The sequence below is a fragment of the Endozoicomonas sp. ISHI1 genome (assembly GCF_024606225.1).
Taxonomy (GTDB): Bacteria; Pseudomonadota; Gammaproteobacteria; order Pseudomonadales; family Endozoicomonadaceae; genus Endozoicomonas_A.
Window position 1 is genome coordinate 1 of the sequence record NZ_JAGRPU010000049.1, and the last position, 25888, is coordinate 25888.

Annotated in this window: 21 protein-coding genes; 10 read left to right on the plus strand and 11 right to left on the minus strand. The window is 46.5% G+C overall.

Annotated elements, in window-relative coordinates:
* Positions 1-91 precede the first annotated feature (91 nt).
* From KBW69_RS20380 to KBW69_RS20405, 6 genes are all read right to left on the minus strand, one after another.
* Positions 92-898: a hypothetical protein gene (locus KBW69_RS20380; RefSeq protein ID WP_257282080.1), complete on the minus strand. Its 807-nt coding sequence runs from the start codon at positions 896-898 to the stop codon at positions 92-94.
* A gap of 131 nt (positions 899-1029) precedes the next feature.
* Entirely contained in the window at positions 1030-2427 is a 1398-nt protein-coding gene (locus KBW69_RS20385) for an RING finger domain-containing protein (RefSeq protein ID WP_257252649.1), read from the minus strand.
* A gap of 168 nt (positions 2428-2595) precedes the next feature.
* Positions 2596-4092, minus strand: coding sequence for an RING finger protein (locus tag KBW69_RS20390; RefSeq protein WP_257282081.1), 1497 nt, complete (start codon positions 4090-4092; stop codon positions 2596-2598).
* A 253-nt stretch (positions 4093-4345) separates the two neighbouring features.
* Positions 4346-5443 carry an RING-HC finger protein gene (locus KBW69_RS20395; protein ID WP_257282082.1) on the minus strand — a complete coding sequence of 366 codons (1098 nt, stop codon included), beginning with the start codon at positions 5441-5443 and terminating at the stop codon, positions 4346-4348.
* A gap of 572 nt (positions 5444-6015) precedes the next feature.
* Positions 6016-7323: a cell wall metabolism sensor histidine kinase WalK gene (locus tag KBW69_RS20400; protein ID WP_257282083.1), complete on the minus strand. Its 1308-nt coding sequence runs from the start codon at positions 7321-7323 to the stop codon at positions 6016-6018.
* Between the two features lie 25 nt (positions 7324-7348).
* Complete coding sequence (locus KBW69_RS20405) at positions 7349-8032, minus strand: response regulator transcription factor (protein WP_257253094.1); 684 nt, start codon at positions 8030-8032, stop codon at positions 7349-7351.
* An 85-nt stretch (positions 8033-8117) separates the two neighbouring features.
* On the opposite strand from KBW69_RS20405, the gene KBW69_RS20410 reads away from it, so the two are divergent.
* The 6 genes from KBW69_RS20410 to pstB all read left to right on the plus strand — a co-directional run bounded on the left by KBW69_RS20410 (position 8118) and on the right by pstB (position 14932).
* Positions 8118-8702 (plus strand): heme-binding protein, encoded by a 585-nt coding sequence (locus KBW69_RS20410; RefSeq protein WP_257282084.1) that lies wholly within the window; start codon positions 8118-8120, stop codon positions 8700-8702.
* A 132-nt stretch (positions 8703-8834) separates the two neighbouring features.
* The gene (locus KBW69_RS20415; RefSeq protein WP_257282085.1) at positions 8835-10982 is read left to right on the plus strand and encodes a heavy metal translocating P-type ATPase; all 2148 of its coding nucleotides are present in this window, start codon (positions 8835-8837) and stop codon (positions 10980-10982) included.
* Between the two features lie 208 nt (positions 10983-11190).
* On the plus strand, positions 11191-12240 hold the full coding sequence (pstS, locus tag KBW69_RS20420; RefSeq protein WP_257282086.1) for a phosphate ABC transporter substrate-binding protein PstS: 1050 nt from the start codon (positions 11191-11193) through the stop codon (positions 12238-12240).
* A gap of 69 nt (positions 12241-12309) precedes the next feature.
* A complete protein-coding gene (gene pstC, locus KBW69_RS20425; protein WP_257282087.1) occupies positions 12310-13248 on the plus strand; it encodes a phosphate ABC transporter permease subunit PstC in 939 nt (312 codons plus the stop codon).
* Complete coding sequence (gene pstA / locus KBW69_RS20430; protein WP_257253087.1) at positions 13248-14090, plus strand: phosphate ABC transporter permease PstA; 843 nt, start codon at positions 13248-13250, stop codon at positions 14088-14090. The genes pstC and pstA overlap by 1 nt, the downstream gene beginning before the upstream one ends.
* Positions 14091-14182: 92 nt before the next feature.
* A complete protein-coding gene (gene pstB / locus KBW69_RS20435) occupies positions 14183-14932 on the plus strand; it encodes a phosphate ABC transporter ATP-binding protein PstB (protein ID WP_368736493.1) in 750 nt (249 codons plus the stop codon).
* A 140-nt stretch (positions 14933-15072) separates the two neighbouring features.
* On the opposite strand, the gene tdh is transcribed toward pstB, so the two are convergent.
* Together tdh and KBW69_RS20445 are read right to left on the minus strand one after the other, a co-directional pair.
* The gene (gene tdh, locus KBW69_RS20440) at positions 15073-16098 is read right to left on the minus strand and encodes an L-threonine 3-dehydrogenase (protein WP_257282088.1); all 1026 of its coding nucleotides are present in this window, start codon (positions 16096-16098) and stop codon (positions 15073-15075) included.
* A 71-nt stretch (positions 16099-16169) separates the two neighbouring features.
* A complete protein-coding gene (locus tag KBW69_RS20445; protein WP_257253082.1) occupies positions 16170-17369 on the minus strand; it encodes a glycine C-acetyltransferase in 1200 nt (399 codons plus the stop codon).
* 158 nt (positions 17370-17527) lie between these two features.
* Between KBW69_RS20445 and KBW69_RS20450 the strand changes: the two genes are divergently transcribed.
* Positions 17528-17725, plus strand: a complete 198-nt coding sequence (locus tag KBW69_RS20450) for a hypothetical protein (RefSeq protein WP_257282089.1) — start codon at positions 17528-17530, stop codon at positions 17723-17725.
* Between the two features lie 10 nt (positions 17726-17735).
* Here KBW69_RS20450 and cysN read toward each other — a convergent pair whose 3' ends face one another.
* The 3 genes from cysN to KBW69_RS20465 form a co-directional block, all read right to left on the minus strand.
* Entirely contained in the window at positions 17736-19355 is a 1620-nt protein-coding gene (gene cysN / locus KBW69_RS20455; RefSeq protein WP_257253080.1) for a sulfate adenylyltransferase subunit CysN, read from the minus strand.
* Complete coding sequence (cysD, locus tag KBW69_RS20460) at positions 19355-20311, minus strand: sulfate adenylyltransferase subunit CysD (protein ID WP_257253079.1); 957 nt, start codon at positions 20309-20311, stop codon at positions 19355-19357. The genes cysN and cysD overlap by 1 nt, the downstream gene beginning before the upstream one ends.
* A 166-nt stretch (positions 20312-20477) precedes the next feature.
* Entirely contained in the window at positions 20478-21239 is a 762-nt protein-coding gene (locus KBW69_RS20465; RefSeq protein WP_306670844.1) for a Nif3-like dinuclear metal center hexameric protein, read from the minus strand.
* Positions 21240-21569: 330 nt separating this feature from the next.
* Between KBW69_RS20465 and KBW69_RS20470 the strand changes: the two genes are divergently transcribed.
* From KBW69_RS20470 to KBW69_RS20480, 3 genes are all read left to right on the plus strand, one after another.
* Entirely contained in the window at positions 21570-22682 is a 1113-nt protein-coding gene (locus tag KBW69_RS20470; RefSeq protein WP_257282090.1) for a hypothetical protein, read from the plus strand.
* Between the two features lie 1767 nt (positions 22683-24449).
* A complete protein-coding gene (locus KBW69_RS20475) occupies positions 24450-24800 on the plus strand; it encodes a hypothetical protein (RefSeq protein WP_257282091.1) in 351 nt (116 codons plus the stop codon).
* A gap of 100 nt (positions 24801-24900) precedes the next feature.
* Entirely contained in the window at positions 24901-25608 is a 708-nt protein-coding gene (locus tag KBW69_RS20480) for an antA/AntB antirepressor family protein (RefSeq protein WP_257282092.1), read from the plus strand.
* The last annotated feature ends 280 nt before the right edge of the window (positions 25609-25888 follow it).

Here is a 25888-nt window from a genome sequence, read left to right on the forward strand (position 1 = left end):
CATCTTCTGGATAATGGACTCTTTCATTTCTTTGGAGTAGCGAGTCATAACAGCCTCTTTTTGTATGCTCTCAATTATTGAGAGTCATGAATCAAAAGAGGCGACATCTATCCTGACACAGCGGGCCAGCTGCACTTAACTGATTGGCAAGACTTTGCGGAGAATTATATTCATTGATATTTTCAGAAAGCAATGCACGATCACATGCTCGAGCGCAGATTTTTCCGATATATCTGCCAGACAGCACTTTAAAGCTGATATAAATTTCGTGCCTGGTAAGAAAATGAGGGCCAAGAAAAGCAAGAAACATCAGAACCAGATCCTTATTAACACGAATATAATTGCACTCAGGCGCCTCCGGAGCGGTGTAGAAATAATTGAAATATGGATTACGGCTGCCATTTCTGTTGACAGATAAGAACAAATTTTCAAAAAGGCTTAGTGCCTTTGAATTGATTAAGACATGCTCTTCCTGGTTTTTTCCATTGGTTATATTTATATTAATAGCGAATATACGATGCATTAGCCTCAGCATTCTTTTAATACGATTTTTTCGATGTTGAGGATCACCCATGTTCACATAATTAAAATATAAATCGTTCAGACGATTAAAGTCTTGCTGAGCAACCTGGTAATCTTCACAGGTTTCCAGTCGCCCATCTCCATATGCATTGTCAGTTTCCAGATTAAGTCTGACAAAACCAATACGAATATTTTCAACCAGGCACATACCGGGTTGACTTGTGCTACTTTGTTGTTTTTTTGAAAGCGGTTTCCAGTTCGCCATTTGATACTGGCGAAATTCTTCAAGGCCGTAGGTATCATTTGCCAGCCCCTGCTGATAAAAAAACAAACACACTGAAAACAAAAGCGTCTTAAAGAAATACTCTGGAGTCATACTTTCACCTGCTCTCATTAAAACAACTGAACCAGTACCACTGGAATTTATCCGAAATAAATTAACCACTGTCACAGCCTTGCAGGCCCTCTTATTCAGTGCTTTGGCAACAGATCAGCAGTACAGACACTTCAACGAGAAGACATGTCGAAAAGCTTCCTGTAGGAGTTCGATTTTATCCGACAAAAGGGACAGCCTCTCTGATCCTTTATACATTGCTCAATACAACCCCGGCAAAAACCAACGTGCTCACAACTTTCGAAGCCCATCATTTCTTTCAATGGCTCTAAACAAATTGGACATTCTTTTACTCCTCCTGAGGCTCCTCCGGCTGCACCGGCTTCTTCTGTTGCAGTTTGGTTTGCTAATTCCCGTCGTAGTTGAGCTATGACTTCATTTTGATATTGGATGACTATTGACGGATCCTGATCTTCAGTAGAACCCCCTCTGTCTGAATCCTGAGCATAATCCGATCGATAGTCCTGCCTTTCAGACGATGTTTCCGTTGTGGGGTCAATACCCAAAATACTGTGTGTAAACTCTTGCATGCCACTCAGGCTGAACATAACATTAGGTACAGAGCATGGGTGTCCCGGACTGCAAAAGTTGGCCATATTGTTGTAAACAATGGCCAGAATCTCGTATGGCAAGTATCTTCTCAACAATTTTTCCAGTGTATCTGGCCATCCCAGTCCTGAATTCATGTACTCAAAAGCGGCTGTTGCCATTGCAGTTAAACCGATTAGAAGTGCTGTTTCTTTGTCCAATCCGACTGCATTTAATTGATTGCCAATGCTTTGCGGAGAGTTTTCTTTATTCATACTTCCAGAAAGAAAGTCACGAATGAATACTCGACCGATACTTTCTCCGGTATAGCTGTAATCCAACATTTTGAAGTAGGTATCAAGATCCCCCCTGGAAAGAAAATGGGGACCAAGAAAAGCAAGAAACATCAGGATCAGACGGTTATTAACACCGACATAATTATGTTGGCGTTTCGCTAAACCATAGAAATATTGGAAAGAAGGATTACTGGCACCCTCTGTGTTTTCAGACAAAAATAATTGTTCAAAGAGGCTTTTTGCCGTTGTATTGATGAGTTCTTTGTCATCCGCTCTATGTCCATTGGTCTTCTTTATATTTATAGCGAATATACGATGTATTAATCTTAATGCCCTTTGAATGCGAACTTTTCGAAAAGGCATCTCCACATAATTAAAATAAAAGTTGATCATACGGTTAAAGTCTTGCTCAGAAACCTCGTAATCTTCACAGATTTCCAGCCGCCCATCTCCAAATACGTCCTCAGATTGCAGATTAAGCCTGACAAAGCCAATACGGATGTTTTCAAGTGGGCATATGACGGGTTGACCTGTTTGCCTTTGTTGTATTTCTGAAGGCGGTCTCCAGTTTTTTTTTTGATACTCACGATATTCTTCAAGATCATGGGTGTCATTTGCCAGCCCCTGCTGATAAAAAAACAAAATCACTGAACACAAAATCGTCTTAAAGGAATGTCCTAAGGTCATACGTTCACCTGAATTTGTTTACATAACTGCATTATTGAGCTGCAATTTATCCACAACAAATAAACCGCTGTCGCATAAGGAAGCCTTGCAGGCTCGCTTATTCAAGGCTTTTGCAACAGGCAGCTTAACCCCGCTTATTACACACGACATATAGCACTGTGCACACATTCAATGATGAGACATAAAGATGACCCTCAAGTATGATAGCGGTCTTTCCCTGCAAAAGGGACAGTCCCTCTGCTCATCTATAATTCGCCGAGCACAATTTTCGCAAAAGCCAGCGTGTCCGCAACTTTGTAACACCATAATATCTCCCACTGACTTGAAACAAATGGGGCATCCTTTTGCTCCTCCTGTGGCTCCTCCTGTGGCTCCTCCTGTTGCACCAGCCTCCTTTGTTGCAGTTTGGTTTGCTAATTCCAGTCGAAGTTGGGTTATCAGTTCATTTTGTTGCTGAATAACTATTGACGGATCCTGATGCTCAGAACGCGGCTCCTCATCAGAAGTCTCAATGCCTGAAGCTCCATTGACTGAACTCTCGGTGTCAGAACTCTCGGTGTCTGAACTCTCGGTGTCTGAACTCTCGGTGTCTGAACTCTCGGTGTCTGAACTCTCGGTGTCTGAAGTCACGGTGTCTGAAGTCACGGTGTCTGAACTCACGGTGTCTGAAGCCTCAGTATCTGAAGTCCCAGTGTCTGGACCAAGATAATAATCCCGTGGATTGTCATGACTTTCTGACGATGATGTCTCCGATAATGCAGGTGTGGGGTCAATGTGAATACCCACAATGCCCTGTATAAACGCTTGCATACCCTCCACTGTACACATAACCGGGGGTAAACGGTTTCGGTATTCTTGCCAGCAAAGGCTGGTTATATGGTCGTAGACAATGGGCAGAAGTTCATATGGCAAGTATCTTGTCAGCAAGGTTTCCAGTGTCTCTGGCCATCCCGGTCCTGAATTCATACTCTGGAAAGCTGCTGATGCCATTGCATTTAAACCAATTAGAAGTGCTGTTTCTGCGCCCAATGCGGCCGCAGTTAATTGTGTGGCAATGCTTTGTGGAGAATTATATTCATTGAGATTTTCAGAAAGCAATCCACGAGACAAGGCTCGCTGGTAGCTTTTTCTGGTATATCTATGATCCAACGCTCTGAAGCAGGTATAAAGTTTATTTTTGGAAAGAAAGTGGGGACCAAGAAAAGCCAGAAACATCAGGACCAGATCGTTATTAACACCGACCTCATCAGACCAACATTCTGCCCTGGAGTAATAAGGTTCACTCCTGCCACGTTTGAGCGTATCGTAGAAATAATTGAAATAAAGATTTCTTCTGCCATCTATGTTTTCAGTCAAAAACAATTGTTCAAATAGGCTTTTTGCTTTTTCATTGATTAGTTTTTTATCATAATTGTTTATCGTATTGATCTTATTTATATTTATAGTGAATAGATGATATATTAGTCTTAGTACTCTTTGAATGCGAACTATCTGACTTTGTTCATCCATGTTCACATAATTATAATAAAAGCTGATCAAACGTTTAAAGTCTTGGTCATCAACCTCGTAAGTTTCACAGATTTCCAGTCGCTCATCCCCGGAAACATCGTCAGAGGCCAAATTAATCCTGACAAAGCCAATATGGATGTTTTCAAGTGGGTTCATAGCGGGTTGGCCTGTAAACCTTTGTTTTATTTTTGAAGGCGGCTTCCAGTTTATCTTGAGATACTCGCGCAATTCTTCAAGATCATAGGCGTCGTTTGCTAGTCCATTTTGATAAAAAAGCAAAAACATTAAAACAAAAAGCATCTTAAAGGAATGGCCTAAGCTCATACTTTCACCTGAATTCGTTAAAACAACTAAACTACTACATCAAGCAAACACAGCACCGTGCAATACTATTGCACTGCACGCACATTCAATGAAAAGACGTATCAATAACCTTCTTGTATGATTTCGATTTTATTCGACAAAAGGGACACCCGCTCTGCTCATGTGTAATTCGCTCAGCGCAAATCTCACAAAAACCTGCGTGTTCACAATTTTCGAACGTCATCATTTCTGTCATTGCTCCACAGCAAATTGAACATCGTTTAGTTTCTCCTGAGGCACCTCCAACTGCATCCATTCCCTCCATTGCAGACTGGCTTGCTAGTGGCCGTTGTAGTTGGGCTACCAGGTCACTTTGTTCGTGAATGGCTGTTGACTGATTTTGACGATCAGCATGCAGCTCCTCCCCAGAAGCCTCACTGCCTGAATCCCGAGAATAATCCGTTAGAGTGTTCAGACTTTCTGACGATAATGCAGGCGACGGAGCGGGTTTAATACCCAAAATGCTGTTTGTAAACTCCTGCATGCCATCCACACTATACATAGCGGGTAATACAGGGCATGTGCTGCAGAGTTTGGCCATATTGAAGTTGATAATGCACGAAAGCTCGTACGGTAAGTATGTTTGCAACAAAGTTTCCAATGTCTCTGGCCATTCCAACCCTGAATTCATGCAGTCGAAAGCGGCTGATGCCATTGCAGTTAAGCCAATTAGAAGTGCTGTTTCTGTGTCCAGTCTGGCTTCAGTGAATTGATGGGCAAAGCTTTCCGGAGAATTACATTCACTGATATTTTCAGAAAACAGTGCACAGGTTAATGCTTGATCGCAGATATTTTCGACATAGTTTTCAAGCAGCACGGTAAAATAGATATAAAAGTCATTATCGGTAAGAAAATAGGGACCAAGAAAAGTTAGAAACATCAGGACTAAACGGTTATTAAGACCGGCATAATTGGAATGACTTGCTGCTGAATCTGAATAGAAATAATTGAAATAAGGATTAATACCGCCATTTGTGTATTCAGAAAAAAACATTTTTTCAAATAGGCTTTTTGCCGTTACTTCTATTATCTGTTTCTCTTCAGGACTTTGTTCCATGGTCTTATTTATATTCATAGTAAACATATGACGCATGAGTCTCAGCGCCTTTTGAATGTAAACTTTGCGATATTGTGGATCACCCATGTTCGCATATTCGAAGAAGAATTCAATCAGACGTTTAAAGTCTTGCTCATCAACTTCATAACCTTCACAGATTTCCAGTCGCCCATCTCCAGATACATCCTCAGATGCTAAATCAAGCCTGACAAAGCCAATACGGATGTTTTCAAGTGGGCTCTGACCTGTGCGCTTTTGTTGCTGGTTAGAAGGTAGTTTCGAATTTGTCTTGTGATATTCGCGAAATTCTTCAAGGTCATAGGTATCGTTTGCCAGAAGCTGCTGATAAAAAAACATGAACACCACAAATAAAAGCGTCATAAAGGAACGCCCAAAGATCATACTTTCACCTGCATTCGTTAAACAACTGCACTACCTCAGGCAGCCTTTATGCGAGCGTTCCGTTGCCTGTATTTTTGACACCTCGTGTGTCCATGGAAGGTCTAATAGAAGGTGCATAAGAGATAGAAAGCAGCATAGTACATATCAGCCACGACGAGCTGACGGAATTCACCTCCCGCCTGGCTCGGCGGGAGTATCATTTCAGTCTTGAATAGCAGAAAACGTGGTCCAGCCAATAGGTGACTGGCTCCCTTTCATTAAACGGCTGGCAACAAGCAGTTAAACTCAGTCCCCTGCCCTTTTTTACTTTCTACATTGATCTTGCCATTGTGAGCCTCAACAATCGCCTTGACCAATGACAGTCCAAGACCAAACCCCGGTGTTTTTCGACTGACATCCCCGCGATAAAGGCGATCAAAAATATGGGGCAGATCGGATGCGGCGATGCCACTGCCAGAATCTTTTATTGACACTCGCCACAAATCACCTTCTCTTCGGGCCGAAACCAGAATGCTTCCCTGTTCAGGTGTAAACTTGAGGGCATTGTCCAGAAGGTTGGCAAATACCTGCCGCAACCGGTTTGGACAGGCCAGGATATTCATTGTCCCCGGAAGCTCAAAGCTGAGCTGAATATGCTTCTCCTCCGCCAGATATTCATAGAGTTGAGCCGCTTCAGTAATCAGATCAGACAGATTGGCCTGTGTGCGATCTCTGGCGTCCAGATGCTGCTCCACTGCAGCCACATCCAGCAGACTGTTCACCATCGCCAACATTCTTTCACTTTCTTCCAGGCAGTCCATCAAGCTCTCTTTCAACGCCTTGGGATCGTTATTGTTCATGGCTTTTTCTGCACTGAGTCGCATCCGAGTCAAAGGAGTTCTGAGATCATGGGCTGCAGCATTAAGGGTGTCTTCAAGACTGCGAATCAGCTGGTCAATCCGGTTCATCTGCTGATTTAAGAGCAAGGTTAACTGGCCTAGTTCACTGTTTCGGGAAGACGACAGTGGGAGCTGATCCTGCAAGCCCTTTCGTTGCAGTGTTTTAACATGCTCTACCAGCTTGCGGATGGGTCTCAACATCCGATCATTCAGCCAGGCCACCAGAAGAATGCTGATGATCCAGAGTGTCATCAGCGTTAACAGCATGACATTGCGAAAGCTGGCCAGCTCTTCATAACGCAGGGTACTGGAAAGACTCAGAACCAGTGTCTGGCTACCCACCAGCTGTTTAATGACCAGACTGCCATCATCCAGTCTTTCTGTTGCAGAAAACGGTAGGTCAACACCCTCATGAAACAACAAATCACCATCGTCGGACCAAAGGCTGGCACTGTAGCCGCTCAAACGTAGAAAATAACGATCACGTTCCAGTACTGTCAAAATCTTTCCCTGACCACTACTGTTGTATATGCGCTGCATATTATTGTTGATTACTATCAGCAGCTGGGCGTCCCGACTGACTAATTCTTCTTCAAACAGGTGATAACTAACGGCTCCCAGAACTGAAGCAATCACCATCATAATGACTCCAAACCAGAGAGTTAGTACTTGCTTGGTTGGCGTCATTTCGCCTGTGCCAGTCATCACTGATTTATTCACCAGCTCTGAGCACATAACCCATCCCCCTGATCGTGTGCAGAAGTTTGACGGATTCATCTTTATCAATCTTGCCTCTGAGTCGACAGACCAGAACATCAACGACATTGGTTTGTGGATCGAACTGATAATCCCAGACATGCTCCATGATCTGTGTTCTGGAAATTACTCTCTCACAGTTTCGAAGAAAGAACTCCAGCAGAACCATTTCTCTGGGTTGAAGGAAGAGTTTCCTATCACCTCTCCAAGCGAGCTTTCGGGATGGATCAAAGCTGAGGTTATGAAAGCTCAGCTTTTCTGATAGCACTGTCCGGGTAGATTGATTTCTGCGCAGCAATACCTCTACCCTTGCCAGGAGTTCATTAAAAGAAAAAGGCTTGGTGAGATAGTCATCTCCGCCAATTCTCAGACCAGAAACTTTGTCGTCTACTGCCTTTCGGGCACTTAGGAAAAGAATAGGAAAGTTGGCACCCTGCCCCCTTAGCGTTTTCACAAGATCCAGGCCGTTCAACCCAGGCAGCATGATATCCACAATGGCCAGATCGAAAGGCTCAACACCGACTTCATCCAGAGCTTCCTCGGCACTCTGGCATTGGGCTACGCCATAGCCATGCTCTTTTAAACCGTCACTGACAAAGGTGGATATAACTGAGTCGTCTTCTACCATCAGGATATTCAACAGGCTACTCCAAATTATTAGTATTTTTCTTCGAACTCAGCTTACCAGTAAACCGTCAGAAAAGAAGGGACCTTTCCAGCCTGTAATGTTCAGGCAAGGTCAGGGCAATGCTGGCTCACTACTCTATAACCAGTCGCTGAGACGGCAGCATCACAGAGACAACGAGAAAAACATCAAGGAAAGCACCATGAAAAAGAGCATCATCGCACTGGCTTTTATCGCTACGGGACTGGCTATTGGCGCACAGGCAAAAACCACCGCCCTGCCAACCTTGACTGACAGAGCCGCGATAGAACTGGTCAATCAGGGTCTGCAATTCTGCCGCAAAGACGGTTACAACGTCAGTGTTGCTGTTGTTGACCGCACAGGTTCCCTGAAAGCCTTCGGCCGCTCTGAGCTGGCTGGACCACACACTGTGGACAGCGCTCAGAAAAAAGCGTTCACCGCAGCCTCTATGGGTCAGCCTACTGCCAACCTCGCCAAACTGGTAACCGATAAGCCTTTCCTGCAAGGTCTGAAAGATATGGATGCACGCATGTTGCTGCTCGGTGGCGGTATGCCAATCAAGGTTGATGGACAGATTGTGGGCGGCATCGGAATTGGCGGTGCCCCCGGCGGCCACCTGGATCAGGCATGTGCAGAGCAGGCTATCAAGATAACGCTGAAATAAATCAACCTTGACGCTACTCATTAGAGATTCTGATGAGTAGCACACGTGTTTATCAACAAACAGGTTGACTCTGCTGAAATCAGGCATAACATATAAATATGTTTTTATATGTTTTTTGGTAAGAGTGCATCCATGTCCAAATGCGCAGCGACGAAAAGCTGCTATCCAGCAGAAAATGTGGTTCAGCCCGTCACCTCCTTTGGAGCGACCACCCGCTACAGATGGTCACTGAGCGGAATGGACTGCGCCAGCTGTGCGGCAAACATCGAAAAAGCACTGGCTGCCTCCGCCGGCGTCAAGCAGGTCAGAGTCGCCTTTGCTACAGAACGCCTTGTGGTCGATCTGGATCAGAAAGTCTCCTCAGAAAACATCGAGAAAACGGTAAAACAGCTGGGCTTCACCCTGAAAAGTACTGACCAGAGAGAAGCGGAAGAGCCTCTCTGGAAAGCCCATTCAACCTTCACCCTGCTCGCGGTATTGATGACTCTGGCTGGAATTTCCAAAGTCTGTGACCCATCATGGGGTTCATTCGGCTTTCTGGTGGCGACCACTCTGGGCGTTCTGCCTTTTGCCAGAAAATCACTCAACCAGATTCGAAATGGTACCTGTTTCGGCATTGAAACCCTGATGACCGTTGCCGCAATGGGTGCCTTGATTCTGGGAGAAACCGTTGAAGCGGGTTTGGTATTGCTACTGTTTTCCTTGGGTGAACTGTTGGAAGGTTTCGCCGGAAGAAAAGCCAAAGCCGGCATAACAAGCCTGATGCAACTGATACCAGACACAGCCTGGAAACTACAAGACGGTGAACGCATAGAAGTCGTTGCAGACTTTCTGGTTCCCGGAGAGCTTATTGAAGTTTTACCCGGCGATCGTTTACCTGTGGATGGCTTTCTTCACTGCGATCATGGCTCTTTTGATGAAAGTACAGTAACGGGCGAATCCATTCCCGTGAACAGACAAGCCGGTGAAAAGATTATGGCAGGCTCCATGGTGGTCGATCAGCCTGTAAGATTAACAGTGGCATCAGAACCCGGCGAGAATGCGATTGATCGCATCATTAACCTGATAGAAGAAGCGGAAGAACGCCGTGCACCGGTAGCCAGAATGGTTGATGCATTCAGTGCCTGGTACACCCCAGTGGTCATGGGGCTGGCAGCTCTGGTGATGATCATCCCTCCTCTGTTTACCGGCGCAGTCTGGACACACTGGGCCTATAAAGCCCTGACTCTGCTGTTGATTGCCTGCCCCTGTGCGCTGGTCGTATCCATTCCAGTCGCAGTCACGTCGGCACTGACTTCTGCTGCGCGCTCTGGTGCGCTGATTAAAGGTGGCGCAGCTCTGGAACAACTGAGAAATATAAGGATGCTGGCTTTTGATAAAACCGGCACCCTCACTGAGGGTAAACCCCGGGTTACCCGGGTGGTTGGCATCAGCGAGCAGGAATATAAAGTACTCTCTCTGGCAGGCTCTGTAGAAATGGGCTCCAGCCATCCTTTGGCTACTGCCATTATTGATGAAAGCAAAAGCAGGAATCTTACGATTTCAGAAGCCACTGATATTCAGGTTTTAACCGGCCGTGGGGTTCAGGGCACTGTCTCGGGGCGAGACATAAAAGTAGTGGCTCCCCGTTATATTGATGACAAAGATCTTGGTGTAAACAAATCCATCATCGAGTCCATGGAATCAGAAGGTGACACAGTAGTCGTGGTTCAAGACGGAGCAACCATTCTGGGGCTTATTGGCTTAGCCGACACTTTGCGTGATGACGCTGTTGAAGCGATCAGAAAACTAAAAAGTATTGGTGTCGACAGTATCATAATGACCGGCGACAACCGACGTGCAGCTGCCGCTCTTGCTGGAAAACTGGACATAGACTACCAGGCAGAGTTATTACCAGAAGATAAAGTTAAAGCAGTGCGAGCAATTCAGGCTCAACATAGTGGCGCTGTCGCCATGGTAGGCGATGGCATCAATGATGCCCCCGCCCTGAAAACCGCTGAGTTGGGCATTGCTATGGGACGAGGCAGTGACGTGGCTCTGGAAACCGCCGATGCAGCACTGACCCACGAGCGGCTGATAGAACTGCCCCGTATGATTCAGTTGTCAAAGAGAACAGCAAGCATTACCCGTCAGAATATAGCCCTGGCACTGGGCGTAAATACTCTGTTTCTGTTGACCACCCTGTTTGGTATAACGGGGTTGATGGCCGCTGTGCTTTCGGATGCGGGTGGTACGGTTTTGGTGACTTTGAATGCTCTGAGGCTTATGAGGCAAAAATGAAGACGATTGAATGATCCACCATCATTTTCATAAAATTCAAACAAACCTGTAACATTACTGAAATATTCCCCCCCTATTCTTGCACCCATCAAATTTTGAGGTAACAGAAAAATATTTTGCACAACCCACTGACAGATAACGGCGCGGCAAAAGATTTTTCTTGGTAAACGCAAGTACACTCCAAGCGAGTTTCTCGGGGAGAATAGAAGTGAAGTTACTGAAGTCTATTGTAATGTCCTCCATGCTGGCTGCAGCGCCTTTCTCTGCATCTGCCAAGACAGAAGTCATCAACGGTGCGGGAGCCAGTTTCCCTCATCCAATCTATGCCAAGTGGGCTGAGGAATACCAGAAAGAAACCGGTATTCGCATCAACTACCAGGCCATTGGTTCCGGCGGTGGTATCCGTCAGATCACTGCCAAAACCGTCGACTTTGGCGCCAGCGACGCCCCTCTGAATGAAGAGCGACTGGATAAAGAAGAAATGATCCAGTTCCCAATGGTGATGGGCGCTATTGTGCCAGTGATCAACGTTCCCGGCATTGAGTCCGGTGCTCTGAAGCTGACCGGTGAAGTCCTGGCAGACATCTACTTGGGCAAAATCAAGAAGTGGAATGATGAACGCATCACTGCTCTGAACCCGGATCTCGAGATTCCTAATCAGGCTATTTACGTCGTTCATCGTTCTGATGGTTCCGGTACCACTTACAACTTCACTGACTACCTGAGCCAGATCAGCCCGGAGTGGAGTGAGAAGATTGGCAGGAACACCGACATCACCTGGCCCAAGGAAGCAACCACTATCGGTGGTAACGGTAACGCCGGTGTCGCCAACTTCGTAGGCCGTACCCGTGGCGCTATCGGTTATGTTGAATATGCTTTCGCAAAACAAAACGACCTGACCTATACCCAGCTGGCCAGTGCTGATGGCAAGTTCCTGCAGCCAAGCATGGAGACCTTCCAGGCTGCCGCTGCCAATGCCGACTGGGAAAATGCTCCAGGCTTCGAGCTGCTGCTGAACAACCAGCCTGGTGCTGATTCCTGGCCTATGACCGCAGCGACCTTCATCCTGATGCACAAGGATCAGGTTAACGCTGAGAAAGCTGAGCAGATCATCGACTTTTTCGAGTGGAGCTACGAGAACGGCGGTGAACTCGCGGAAGACCTGGACTACATCCCAATGCCTGCAAGCGTAGTTAACATGGTAGAGAATGTCTGGAAAGAAGACTTGACCAGCAACGGACAAACCATTATCAAGTAACCGGTTATTCTAGCCTTTCTTAAACAGGAAACGAACGACAGCTGATCAGCATAGTGCTGGTCAGCTGTCTTGTTGTTGCTTATGCTTTTAACTGCGATGCCTAGCGCTATAAAGGGTGACTCAATCTTCTACAGACTGAGCTTCACCAGCGCCATTCTGATTTTTCTGGTGTTGATCGGGATTATCCTTTCCCTGATTGACGGCGGTTGGCTGGCTCTCTCCGAGTTTGGCCCCGGCTTTGTATTTCGAAATGTCTGGGACCCGGTAAACAGTGAGTTTGGGGCTGCCTCAGCCATTTACGGCACTCTGGTTTCTTCGCTTATTGCCATTGTGATTGCCATTCCTGTTGGGCTGGGCACGGCGATCTTCCTGGCCGAGCTGGCTCCGGACTGGATCAGTCGCCCCGTTAGTATGGCCATTGAGCTGCTGGCCGCTGTACCCAGTATTATTTACGGTATGTGGGGCCTGTTTGTCTTCGCGCCCTGGTTCTCAGAAGGCTTTCAATTCTGGGCACTGGAAAACTTGGTTGGCCTGCCTTTAATCGGCCACTGGTTTGACGGCCCTCCCATCGGCATCGGCCTGATGACGGCAGGCATCATTCTGTCATTCATGATTTTGCCCATTATTACGGCTTTGACCCGTGACGCCCTGAAAACCATTCCCAATGTGGTCAGGGAAGCGGCTTACGGTGTCGGCGCAACGCCCTATGAAGTCATTACCCGTGTACTGTTGCCTAGCATCAAGAATGCTGCAGTGGGCGCCGGAATCCTTGGTCTGGGTCGTGCCTTGGGCGAAACCATGGCGGTTGCTTTTGTCATAGGCGGCGCCAACCGTATAGAGACTTCGCTGTTCATGCCAGCAAGCTCTATTTCTTCTACGATTGCCCAGCAGTTCAACGAAGCGACTAATGAGATGCACATCTCAGCTCTGATCAGCCTGGGTCTCGTACTGTTTGTACTGACCTTTATTGTGATGGGTGCTGCCCGTCTGCTGTTGAGGAAGCGATAATGCCAGTCAGGAAACTCAAGAACTACGCTTTCATCGGCTTCTGCACTTTCTGTGCACTGTTTGGTCTGGTGGTTCTGGCCAGCGTACTGTACAGTCTGGTCGGAAAAGGTGTTTCCGGCATGGGTCTGCATGTCTTCACCGAACTGACTCCGGGACCCGGTAGCCACGGAGGCCTGAAAAACGCCATTATCGGCAGCTTGATTCTGACCGCTCTGGGTATTCTGATTGCCGCACCTCTGGGAGTAATGGCCGGAACCTGGTTGTCTGAATCTGACAAGAGCTCAAAAATTGCCGAAGCACTGCGCTTTCTCAACGGTATGTTGATGAGTGCACCTTCCATTCTGGTGGGCCTTTTTGTCTACAAGGTTGTGGTAGTCACCACCGGCTCCTTTTCTGGTTGGGCGGGTGCCATTGCACTGGCTATACTGGCACTGCCCATTATCGTCAGCACCACGGAAGAAATGCTTCGTCTGGTTCCCACCACCCTGAAAGAAGCGGGTAGCGGACTGGGCGCTCCGCGCTGGAGAGTCATTACCCAGCTATGCTATCGGGCAGCAGGCCCCGGTATTATTACCGGTATTCTGTTGTCTGTGGCCAGAATTACCGGTGAAACTGCTCCCCTGTTGTTTACCGCCCTGAACAGTAATTTTATGAGCACCGAGCTGGACAAGCCTATGGCTAACCTACCGGTGACCATTTATCAGTATGCCATGAGCCCTTTTGAATCCTGGAATGAACTGGCCTGGGCAGGCGCTCTGCTGATTACCGTATTTATTCTGATTATCAATATTCTGTCCACTGCTTTACCGCGTTGGATCAAAGCTCGAAAGGCAGCCAAATGAACATGAACATTGCTACTGCTCCTGCGGCTACAGAAAGCCTGAGTCAAATCAAGACAGAAACCGGCCTGACCGACGACCTTCTGCAGCCAAGAATGGAAATAAACGACCTCAGTTTCTTTTACAGCAAAGGTTCTGAGCCAGCCCTGAAGAACATCAACATGCCGATTTACAACAACAAGGTAACGGCTCTGATTGGTCCTTCCGGCTGTGGTAAATCGACTCTGCTGCGTACCATGAATCGCATCTTCGACCTTTATGGCAGCCAGTCAGCTGAGGGTGAGATTCTGCTGGATAACGAAAATATCCTGCAACGTGGTGTGGACCTGAATGAATTGCGCTCCAAAGTTGGCATGGTTTTCCAGAAGCCAACGCCTTTCCCGATGTCTATCTACGACAACATTACCTACGGTCTGAAGATGAAAGGTGGACTGAGCAAGCCGGAAATGGCCATTCGTGTGAGAAAAGCCCTGAAGCGTGCTCATCTATGGAAAGAAGTGAAAGACAAGCTGAATGCCGATGCCAGCAGCCTGTCTGGTGGTCAGCAGCAGCGTCTGTGCATTGCCCGCACGATTGCCCTGGAACCGGAAGTAATTCTGATGGACGAACCCACATCGGCTCTGGACCCACTGGCCACCAGCGCCATTGAAGAGCTGATTACCGAACTGCGTCAGAAGTACACCATTGTGATCGTGACTCACAACATGCAGCAGGCCATGCGTATCTCTGATTACACCGGCTTTATGTATCTGGGTGAGCTGATTGAGTTTGATAAAACCGGCAAGATCTTCAAAGATGCTGACAATCAGAAGACCCGTGACTACATCGCGGGTGACTTCGGTTAAGCCTCAACTACATAGCTTCTGTCTGGCAATTTGCAGTAATAGGAGACGTGAGATAAAAACAGTCGCAGTAAGCAGTGTCGTACATTGAATGGACAGGCCGATGTTGAGCATTTACCTCCTCAACATCGGTGGATGCACGGTCAGCTCCAGTCAAGAATCACTTTGCCGGACTGGCCGGAACCCATGATTTCAAAACCTTTCTGAAAATCATCCACGGGCATCCGGTGAGTAATCACCGGGGAAATATCCAGACCGGACTGAAGCATGCTGGTCATCTTATACCAGGTTTCATACATCTCACGGCCATAGATACCCTTGATCACCAGACCCTTGAAGATTACCTGGTTCCAGTCAATGGTTGTATCGCTGGAAGGAATACCCAGCAGGGATACTTTGCCACCGTAGTTCATGCTTTCCAGCATCTGTTGGAAAGCACGACCATTACCTGACATTTCCAGACCTACGTCAAAGCCTTCTACCATGCCCAGTTCTGCCATCACCTCTTTCAGATCTTCAGTGGCAACATTCACAGCGCGGGTGGCCCCCATTTCACGGGCCAGATTCAGACGGTATTCGTTTACATCAGTAATGACGACGTTACGAGCACCCACGTGTTTGCAGATTGCAACAGCCATTATGCCGATAGGACCAGCACCGGTGATCAATACATCTTCACCCACCAGATCAAACGACAGAGCTGTGTGTACAGCGTTACCAAATGGATCGAAGATGGAGGCCAGATCATCACTGATGTCATCGGGAATCGGGAACGCATTGGTCGCTGGTATGCAGAGGTACTCTGCGAAAGCTCCGTCTCGATTAACACCCACACCGACAGTGAAATTACACAGGTGACGACGGCCTGCACGGCAGTTGCGGCAGTGACCGCAGGTAATATGACCTTCACCAGAGACACGCTGGCCTATTTCAAAACCACGCACGCCTTCGCCCATCTCCACGATTTCACCAATGAATTCGTGCCCTACGTGCATTCCAACAGGGATGGTATTTTGAGACCACTCATCCCAGTTGTAGATATGCATGTCGGTTCCGCAGATCGCCGTTTTGCGAATCTTGATCAGAACATCGTTATAGCCAGCTTCCGGCCTGGGCTTGTCGGCCAGCCAGATGCCTTTTTCCGCTTTCAGTTTTGCCAGGGTTTTCATGTCAGGTTCCTTTTAACTCTGCTCTGCAGGCTCTTTGGGCGGCTCTCAGGAGACTCTCTCTAGGAGGCTCTCTAGGAGATAATGCCCAGCTCACGACCTACTTTGGCAAAGGCTACAATGACTCGATCCATGTGTTCCTGATTATGAGCAGCCGACATCTGGGTACGAATTCGGGCTGCCCCCCTTGGAACAACCGGGAAGGAGAATCCTACTACATAGATTCCTTCTTTCAGCATTCGTTCCGCAAACTCAGCAGCCAGTGAGGCATCACCCAGCATGACCGGAATAATCGCATGCCCATTACCTGCCAGTGTAAAGCCCAGCTTTTCCATCTCGGTGCGGAAGTAATCCGAGTTATGGCGCAGCTTCTCACGTAGCTCACCACCGGACTCCAGCATATCCAGAACCTTGATAGAAGCACTGGCAATGGTTGGACTCAGGGTGTTGGAGAACAGGTAAGGACGGGAACGGTTACGCAACCAGTCGATAACTTCAGGGCTGCGGGCAGAGGTATAACCACCAGAAGCACCGCCCAGAGCCTTGCCCAGGGTACCGGTAATAATATCCACACGATCCATTACGCCACAGTATTCGTGGGTACCACGGCCATTTTCACCGACAAAACCTACGGCATGGGAATCATCCACCATCACCATGGCATCGTACCTGTCCGCAAGATCGCAGACACCTTTGAGGTTGGCAATAACGCCATCCATGGAGAATACACCGTCCGTTGCGATCAGCTTGTAACGGGCACCTGCTTCTGTCGCTTCTTTCAGTTTGGCTTCCAGATCTGCCATATCGTTGTTGGCGTAACGGAAACGCTTGGCCTTACACAAACGTACACCATCTATGATGCTGGCATGGTTGAGAGAATCACTGATAACGGCATCTTCCGGTCCCAGCAGGGTTTCAAAAAGACCGGCATTAGCGTCAAAACAGGAGGAATAGAGGATAGTGTCATTCATGCCCAGGAATTCGGAAATGCGTTTTTCCAATTCCTTGTGCACATTCTGGGTACCACAGATAAAACGTACGGAGGCCATACCGTAACCGTATTCATCCAGTGCCTGCCTGCCTGCTTCTATCAGCTCAGGGGAATTGGCCAACCCGAGATAGTTGTTGGCACAAAAATTAATGACCTCTTCACCGGTGTTAACAGTGATATCAGCCTGCTGCTGGGAGGTAATAACTCGCTCGCTTTTGTACAAACCTTCTTTTTTAAGGTCTTCCAGCTGCTCACGCAGTCCAGCGTAAAAGTCGGCTTTCATTTCGGCTCCAGAAATCAAAAAATATGAGGGACTGGCCGGGACAGGCAGTTCATGCGCTCTTCTCAGTCAGACTCTTAGGGGAGCAGTCCCGATTCAACCCCCAAACACATTACAGGCTGAACAAAGTACCAATAACCCCATTGTAGAAGACAGCAATATTGAATCAGGGGGTCGAGACTCTGTACCAGCATTTATACGTATTTCGCCCGGACCCTGATGGCTCTGGTTCAGAGTATCCATTAAACAGGGCTATGCCCATTGAATTTGGAGATGTTTATGAAAGATCAGACAGTGTTCAGGAGCCTGTGGGATTTAAGTCAGGAAAAGGGGCTATCGCAACCGGAGAATTGCGATAACCCGTCTCTGTCACAAAGACAGAGAATTGACGAGAGCCGACAGACTGTCTGACTCGTTGATATTGTGTAAAACCTCAACCTGCAGGTCTTTCAGCTCAGTCCTGGCCATCAGAACAACCAGTCCCGCCTGAAGCAGGGCTTCTGTTTTCTGAACCCAGTGTTGATCCTGCTGATCAACGATGACAGGCAATAGACCACGATCAAACAAGTGACGCTCTACTTTCTGCAGATAAGCTTCAGAACCGTCAACCAGAACCAGAGCTGACTCCTGACGCAGTCGATTTGCCCTGTCACTGGCCAGAACCTTATCAGCGGTATCACCCTCATTAGCAACAGATTCAACCATACCAGCAGCAACGGTTGCATTGCTTAAGCGATCAATAACAATAAAGGCACCGGTTTGACGATTATCTACATAACGATCAAAAACAACAGGCTGCGTGAGTGCCAGCTTGCACGAGCCTATCTCATTCAGTGCCAGTTCATCGGCATCCTGTTGTTTCAGAGTGTTAATATCCACTCTATAGTTAATACCCGTAAAACTTCCTGCCACTTTAGTGGTGGCAAATTTAATCAGATACTGACGTCCTGGCTTCATTGCCTGCTCTGCCATCCAGACAACACTGGCATTCAGGCGAGAAGAAACTGAAATATCATCCCGGGCGTGCACCAGCATGTCACCCCGGCTGATATCGATCTCGTCCTTCAGTGTCAGAGTGACAGCCTGACCGGCAAAACCTTTATCCAGATCACCGTCGTAGGTAACTACTCTTTCAACTGCACTTTCCAGTCCTGAAGGTAGCACCTTAACTCTGTCGCCAGGCTTCACTGCACCAGAAGCAATGGTTCCGGCATAACCACGAAAATCGAGATCGGGTCGGCTCACGTATTGAACCGGAAGACGGAAATCATCGAGGTTACGGTCATGGGCAACCTCTACACTTTCCATTACTTCCATCAGAGTCTGGCCTGTGTACCAGTCAGCTTTTTCACTGCGATAAACAACATTATCGCCATCCAGAGCCGATACCGGGACAAAACGAACATCGCCCAGGTTCAGTGACTCGGAGAAATCCAGGTACTGATTCCGAATCTCTTCAAAACGTTTCTGGCTGAAGTCCACCAGATCCATCTTGTTAATAGCTACTACCAGATGTTTGATACCCAGCAGGCTGGCAATATAGGTATGACGGCGAGTCTGTGTCAGTACTCCCTGACGGGCATCCACCAGAATAATGGCCAGATCACAGGTGGAAGCACCAGTCGCCATGTTCCGGGTGTACTGCTCGTGACCCGGAGTGTCGGCAATGATGTATTTCCTGTTTTCAGTGGAGAAGTAACGGTAGGCCACGTCAATGGTAATGCCTTGCTCGCGCTCAGCCTGAAGACCATCCACCAGCAGTGCCAGATCGACTTTTTCGCCCTGGGTTCCAACACGCTTGCTGTCGTTTTCAACGGAAGCCAGCTGATCTTCATAGATCATGCTGGTGTCATGTAAAAGTCGACCAATCAGTGTGCTCTTGCCATCGTCAACACTGCCACAGGTCAGAAAACGCAGAATTTCTTTCTGCTCATGCCGACGCAGGTATTCCTGAATATCAGACTCGATCAGATCAGATTGATGACTCATTAGAAATAACCTTCCTGCTTTTTCTTCTCCATAGAACCGGCACTGTCATGGTCAATAACACGGCCCTGACGTTCAGATGTTTTGGTGAGCAACATTTCCCGGATCACATCAGGCAGAGTGTCCGCTTCTGACTCAACGGCTCCCGTCAATGGATAACAGCCCAGGGTACGGAAGCGCACTTTCTTCATCACTGGCTTCTCGCCGGGTTCCAGAGGCATACGTTCGTCATCAACCATAATCAGATTGCCATCACGCTCTACCACCGGGCGTTCCTTAGACAGATAGAGTGGAACAATGGGAATATTCTCGCGATAGATATACTGCCAGATATCCAGCTCAGTCCAGTTGGACAGGGGGAAGACCCGAATGCTTTCACCCTTCTCTACTTCACTGTTGTAGATATTCCAGAGTTCCGGGCGCTGATTTTTGGGATCCCAGCGATGGTGCTTGTCCCGAAAAGAGTAAACCCGCTCTTTCGCTCGTGATTTCTCCTCATCACGACGAGCCCCACCAAATGCAGCATCAAAACCGTGCTTGTCCAAAGCCTGTTTCAAGGCCTGGGTTTTCATTATATCAGTGTGTTTAGCGCTACCGTGGGAAAAAGGGCCTACGCCCTGCTCAACACCGTCCTGGTTGATATGAACAATCAACTCAAGACCCAGGTCGTCGACCAACCTGTCACGGAACTGAATCATTTCCCTGAATTTCCACGTGGTATCTACATGCATGAGGGGAAAAGGCGGTTTACCCGGATAAAAGGCTTTCATTGCCAGATGCAACATGACCGCTGAATCTTTACCAATAGAGTAGAGCATAACCGGGTTATCAAACTCGGCAGCAACTTCCCTGATAATCTGGATGCTCTCTGCTTCGAGCTGCTTCAAATGGTTGAGGCGCTCTCCAGAAAGCTCGTTAGCACCTTCTTGAGTGCTCTCCTGAGTGGCTGTATCAGACATGAATGCTAGACCCGAAGCTGGCTAAAAATTGTTCTTAGCTCGAATACTAGCAGCACCATTGGAATATAAAACAAAAAAACTATACCAATAATTCATAACATTATATTAACCCCAAAACGCCGCCGGAAACGCAATAAGGTATCCATCTGCCTATTCAGCCTGAAAATCAAACGGGAGAATCGATATCGACAAAAGTATGTTCAATAGCCTGCTTTTCTTGCAACCATTCGCCCAGAGCCCTGACACCGTAGCGCTCAGTAGCGTGGTGTCCGGCGCTGATGTAGTGAATGCCATTTTCACGGGCAAAATGAACCGTCGATTCGGAGATTTCACCGCTCACAAAAGCATCTACCTTCAGATCCAGAGCCAGATCAATCATGCGCTGGGCAGCACCAGTACACCAGGCCAGAGTTTTGATCTCATGGTCACCGCCCGAAATCAGCAGAGGTTTACGACCCAGCTTTTCTTCAATCTGCTCCCCCAGAGCTTCCAGAGAAACGGGAGCCACAGGTGCTCCCCAGTTACCTACAGAGCGATTTTTTCCCGGCTCCATGCCACCCTCTGTCTTCCAGCAAAGGAGTTTGGCTAACTGGGCATTGTTACCCAACTCCTGATGCCCATCCAGCGGCAGGTGATAGCTGATTAAGCTGATGTTGTGCTTGAGAAGCGTTTCAATCCGGCGCTTCTTCATACCTACAATGGCAGAATCTTCCCCCTTCCAGAAGTAACCGTGATGAACCAAAATAGCGTTGGCGTTGAGTTCAATGGCCCTATCAATCAAGTCCTGACAGGCGGTTACACCGGTCACAAGATGTTTAACCTGATCGCTCCCTTCGACCTGTAGGCCGTTGGGGCAATAATCTTTGAACAGCCCTGGCTGAAGTTCATCATCCAGGATCTTCACCAGCTGTTTCAGGGTGATGCTCATTCTCCACTCCACTGTTTATTGAATCTGAGAGCCTTTGACGCCATGTTTATCGACCCGCTTTGCACAAGTTTCGGGGCTATCTATCAGCCAAGAAATACAGGTATATTAAGGAATTATACCGTTAAAAACGAGAAGTCCAGTAATACCAAGGGCTGTAGGGGAATACCAGCTCTCAAACCTAATGATTGCCTACATTTGCGCCTTCGTAAGCGTCACTTTCACTACCAAAGGCGCATAGGCTCTACATCCCTTAGTCGGTCACTACTGACTACACATCCAACAATAGCTAAAGTACTGTCAAGCCTGATAGATTTACATTTGGAAGGCTACATGAGGCATAAGGCGAGAGAGTTAGTATTGTTTGCTGATTTGAAAAAGGAGCTGGATAAAGCCTTTGAAGCGGCTGATTCTTACAGGCAGGCTATCATAGGCGGACACATCAATGACCTGTATGAAGCTGAGGATGTCTTTAACCCTGTCCTCGACTCTCAAGACGCTAGTAACCTTAACAACTACATTGACCGTGTTAAGAAGGATTGCGGCCTGTCGGTTGGTAGACCAGAGACAGAGGCAACACCAGAGGCAACACCAGAGGCTAAACCAGAGTTAAGCCCTATCCCTGACACTCTTTCCTTGTTTGAGGAGTTCTGTACACACAAAGTTAAAACAGGGAAATGGAAAGGAGATAGAGCGGCACGCAATAAGATGGAATACAGGAAACCATTAAAGGCCTTTGTAGAGCTTACGCAGCTTGAAGATGTACGCAAGGCAACAAAGCAAGATGCAAGGGACTTTAAAGAACACTTGCTAGAAGAGTACACGAACTCTACTCCTTCCAATTACTTCAATCGTGTAGCAGCCTTATTCAGTTGGATATTACAGGAGAGGGATTATATAGAGTACTCAGTATTTAAACAGGTAGGCGGACTGTCAGGGTATGAAACTAAAGCCATGTCACCTGTATCAACTGAAGACACTCGAAAGATACTGGAGATTGTAAGACCTGAATACAGAGATATATTCAAGCTCTACTACTACACTGGCTTAAGATCTAATGAACCATTTGTGAATATGGAATGGGTAGAAGTGAGTGGTAATAAGTGCCTGAAGATAACCAACAGTAAAACAAAAGCAGGCAACAGGACAATACCTCTCCACTACTCCATTGAAAGGCTCTATGGACTGAACGTAAAAGCAATAGCAGTCAATAAAGAGAAACTCAATGGGGAACTTAAGCTATTCACAGAGCGACACATAAGGCTTTACAGCTTTAGACACGGAATTACAGACAGGCTGAGAGTCATTGAGAACTGTCCTGATGGGTTGAGATACGCTATCACTGGACACGCTCAAGAGGGAACTACTGACCAACACTATGGAGATGGATGGGCAGCACAGATAGGGCGTATGAAGAAGGTTATAGACCAATTACCTGAGTTGTGAGGGGAAGAGAAGAGAAGACAGGAGAAGATAGGTTAGTCACACACATGAGAGACCTCCATAGAGCCTCCCTGAGACCTCCATAGAGCCTCCCTGAGAGCTTTTCCAATGTTGACCAATGCGATGGGATACATGAGGTATAGAGTTGATTAGGGAGGAGATTAGGGAGGAGATTAGGGAGGAGATTAGGGAGGAGATTAGGGAGGAGATTAGGGAGGAGATTAGGGAGGAGATTAGGGAGGAGATTAGGGAGGAGATAAGCTAAACTCTCAGGTTAACCCTTAGCTCAACCCTTAGCTCAACCCTATACCCCTTTTGAACACAACTATGCGGCCTGTAGACTCTCTTTTACTAACCCCTAGCTATAAGTAAAGTGAAACTAAAGTTATATACTAATAGAGTAACTATAAGATTAACTATAAGAGTAACTATAAGATTAACTATAAGATTAACTATAAGAGTACTGTTAGTTATCTTAAAGATGTCTACTGGATGTCTACTGGATGTCTACTGGATGTCTACTGGATGTCTACTGGATGTCTACTGGATGTCTACTGGATGTCTACTGGTTGTCTATAAGTTGTCTATAGGTTGTCTATAGGTTCTACTTTAGTACTTCTTCTATTACTCCCTAAAGTATATAAACCTATAGATAACTCTAAGAGCACTTTAGCTTAACTACAGCTTAACAATAGCTACACTCCTTCTACTTACAACCAAAGTATATAAATCTATAGATAACTCTAAGAGCACTTGAGACTAACTACAGACTAACTACAGCTTAACAATAGCTACACTCCTTCTACTTACAACCAATGATTAATAAACATGAGAGGAGTCAGGAGAGAGGAGTCATAGGTAGACCCTAAAGACCCTACAGACCCTCAAGACACTGCCAGTCCACTGAGCCTACACGGTTAGTCATCTACAAGAGCAACTACAGGCTGAGTATAGCTATCATTAGGTTCAATATATACACGACTTAAGTCTTATACTATTTGACCTGAGAGATTAACCATTCCCTTGTAGATAACCAATGAGATAACCAATGAGATAACCAATGAGATAACCACCAGCTAAACCTGAGAGTACCTTAGATCACACATAAGTCCTTCAGCGGAACTTGAGATATGAACTACTTCTACTCATCCCAATTAAAACCAATTAAAACCAATTAAAACCAATACAACCAAAGCAGCTATCTGAATTAGCTTCTGTGCCTATGCCATGTGTTTTCTTAAACGCTTTGGTCATGGTGTAGGAGCTGAGACAGGAGCTAATTCATATAGAGAAAACATAAAGAACAATGACCAATACATACGAAACATTCTGTAGAAGATGTAACGAGACAACAGAACACTACATCAATGGTGGGCACTGTAAGTGCTGTAAGAAGACCATAAGTGCTGTTCAGGCGTATGATATAGTTGATAACACTGGTTTACCACTGATCGACGCTATGGACACCGCAAGGTTTAAAGCCAGTGTGTATAAACTCCTCAATACTGAAACAGGGGAATATTATATCGGTAGTACATCCCAGAAGCTCAGTATAAAACTCTCAGGCCACATAAGCTATGCCAAGAGATCAACCTCAAGCACTCCTCTGGTAAACATGCTTCAAGAAGTAATCATGCTAGATAAACTCAAGTCAATCACACTGGAACCCTTGTCTGTCGTAGAGTTCACATTGGATACAAGGTATGGCGTAAAGAATAAGCTCATGGCTATAGAGAATGGTTATATAAGGTGTTCCAAGGATGACCCTCTATGTCTGAATACGTTATAGAAGTTATGGAAGTTATGGAAGTTATGAAACCTATGAAACCTATGGAACAATTCCCAGAGTACACTAGTAAGAACATTCAGATCAAAAATCAGAACACTGTGGGCTCACCTTGGTTAAAGGCTGATACAATGTCCAGAGACTATGGAGTATACAGAGGTCTAGTCTTACGCTTGATAGAAGTAGCCGACAGACTGAATATGGATTACTCATATTTCATAGAGAGATACCTAGAGAAGTCTGACGTTACACATAATGCTGACTTCGAGAATCTATACAGAATGAAGCTCCTGAGGAAAGATAATGAGTCCTTCGAGTATGAGTCCTTAAGGTAATCTACTGTCCACTCCTCCTGATAATAACCCTTAATAAAAACTAACCTGCTATCTGAATTAGCTTCTGTACCTCTGCCATTTGTGTTGTAAATGGTTAGTGATGGTAGAGGAGGGGATACAGAAGCTAATTCAAATAGACAACACACACATGACCAAGACAACTAATACAAATAACCATTACTCAATCGAAACAGTATCTAAGCCAGTCCTTATTAAAACCTTTGGGTTAACTGAAGCTAACGCTAAGCTCATCCACAAGCACCGTAAGACCTTCCAGTTAATCTATGATGCTGAGAGCTTAGATACTGGGATAGATGTTAGAACCTTATGGGCTGCTTTAGGGAAACCAGAGGGAGACTCTAACTTTAGCCGATGGTTCTCTAAAGCAGTTACTAATTTACTTCTAGTGAGAGGAGTAGATTATAAGGACTATATCGTCACTGCGAGTGTCGCTAAAGAGTTAATCACAACTACAGGTGGCGAACCTTTCAAGGCATACAGACTGTGCGTAGATTTAGCAGATAAGATTGACGCATACAATCAGCCGAGTCTACTGGATAAGTCTAATAAAAAGAAACTAAAAGACTATGCAGAGAAGAACTACAAGGGTTTTAATAATGCTTCTAAGTACTTCATAGCTGCTGTGAACTTTCTAATCTGTCTCCATGCTACGGGTAGGAAGTATCACCAAGTTCAGGAAGTAGTAGTTAATGCGGTTATAGCTGGTACTGAGTTAGACACAGTTAGCGATAGCCTTAAGGTTCTCTATCCTGTAGTAGAACATGAAGTAGACCCTGAGCTTCACTGAGGGGTTAGTCATGGATTACACAATATTGACCATAGCTATCCTACTCCTACTTCTCATTCCAAGTTAATAGAAGTTAATAGAAGTTATAAGTCCATTAAGATCAAGCCTACAGATTCAAGCCCACAGACCCTAACCGTTAAGCCTGAAGCCTCAGAGATATACCCTACATAGAACCTCTCACTATCTCTGTAAGAACATCTTCAGCGGGACTGTAGGCTTTTCTATTGTGTCCCCAGAGTCACCCTAAGGGTAGCTTTATTACTCACTCCTTCTGTATTAA

Coding starts and splice junctions, on each gene's coding strand:
- KBW69_RS20380 (WP_257282080.1), bottom strand. CDS start 898: ATGACTCCAGAGTATTTCTTTAAGACGCTTTTGTTTTCAGTGTGTTTG.
- KBW69_RS20385 (WP_257252649.1), bottom strand. CDS start 2,427: ATGACCTTAGGACATTCCTTTAAGACGATTTTGTGTTCAGTGATTTTG.
- KBW69_RS20390 (WP_257282081.1), bottom strand. CDS start 4,092: ATGAACCCACTTGAAAACATCCATATTGGCTTTGTCAGGATTAATTTG.
- KBW69_RS20395 (WP_257282082.1), bottom strand. CDS start 5,443: ATGGGTGATCCACAATATCGCAAAGTTTACATTCAAAAGGCGCTGAGA.
- KBW69_RS20400 (WP_257282083.1), bottom strand. CDS start 7,323: ATGACGCCAACCAAGCAAGTACTAACTCTCTGGTTTGGAGTCATTATG.
- KBW69_RS20410 (WP_257282084.1), top strand. CDS start 8,118: ATGTTCAGGCAAGGTCAGGGCAATGCTGGCTCACTACTCTATAACCAG.
- KBW69_RS20415 (WP_257282085.1), top strand. CDS start 8,835: ATGTCCAAATGCGCAGCGACGAAAAGCTGCTATCCAGCAGAAAATGTG.
- pstA (WP_257253087.1), top strand. CDS start 13,248: ATGCCAGTCAGGAAACTCAAGAACTACGCTTTCATCGGCTTCTGCACT.
- pstB (WP_368736493.1), top strand. CDS start 14,183: ATGGAAATAAACGACCTCAGTTTCTTTTACAGCAAAGGTTCTGAGCCA.
- tdh (WP_257282088.1), bottom strand. CDS start 16,098: ATGAAAACCCTGGCAAAACTGAAAGCGGAAAAAGGCATCTGGCTGGCC.
- KBW69_RS20445 (WP_257253082.1), bottom strand. CDS start 17,369: ATGAAAGCCGACTTTTACGCTGGACTGCGTGAGCAGCTGGAAGACCTT.
- cysN (WP_257253080.1), bottom strand. CDS start 19,355: ATGAGTCATCAATCTGATCTGATCGAGTCTGATATTCAGGAATACCTG.
- cysD (WP_257253079.1), bottom strand. CDS start 20,311: ATGTCTGATACAGCCACTCAGGAGAGCACTCAAGAAGGTGCTAACGAG.
- KBW69_RS20465 (WP_306670844.1), bottom strand. CDS start 21,239: ATGAGCATCACCCTGAAACAGCTGGTGAAGATCCTGGATGATGAACTT.
- KBW69_RS20470 (WP_257282090.1), top strand. CDS start 21,570: ATGAGGCATAAGGCGAGAGAGTTAGTATTGTTTGCTGATTTGAAAAAG.
- KBW69_RS20475 (WP_257282091.1), top strand. CDS start 24,450: ATGTCTGAATACGTTATAGAAGTTATGGAAGTTATGGAAGTTATGAAA.
- KBW69_RS20480 (WP_257282092.1), top strand. CDS start 24,901: ATGGTAGAGGAGGGGATACAGAAGCTAATTCAAATAGACAACACACAC.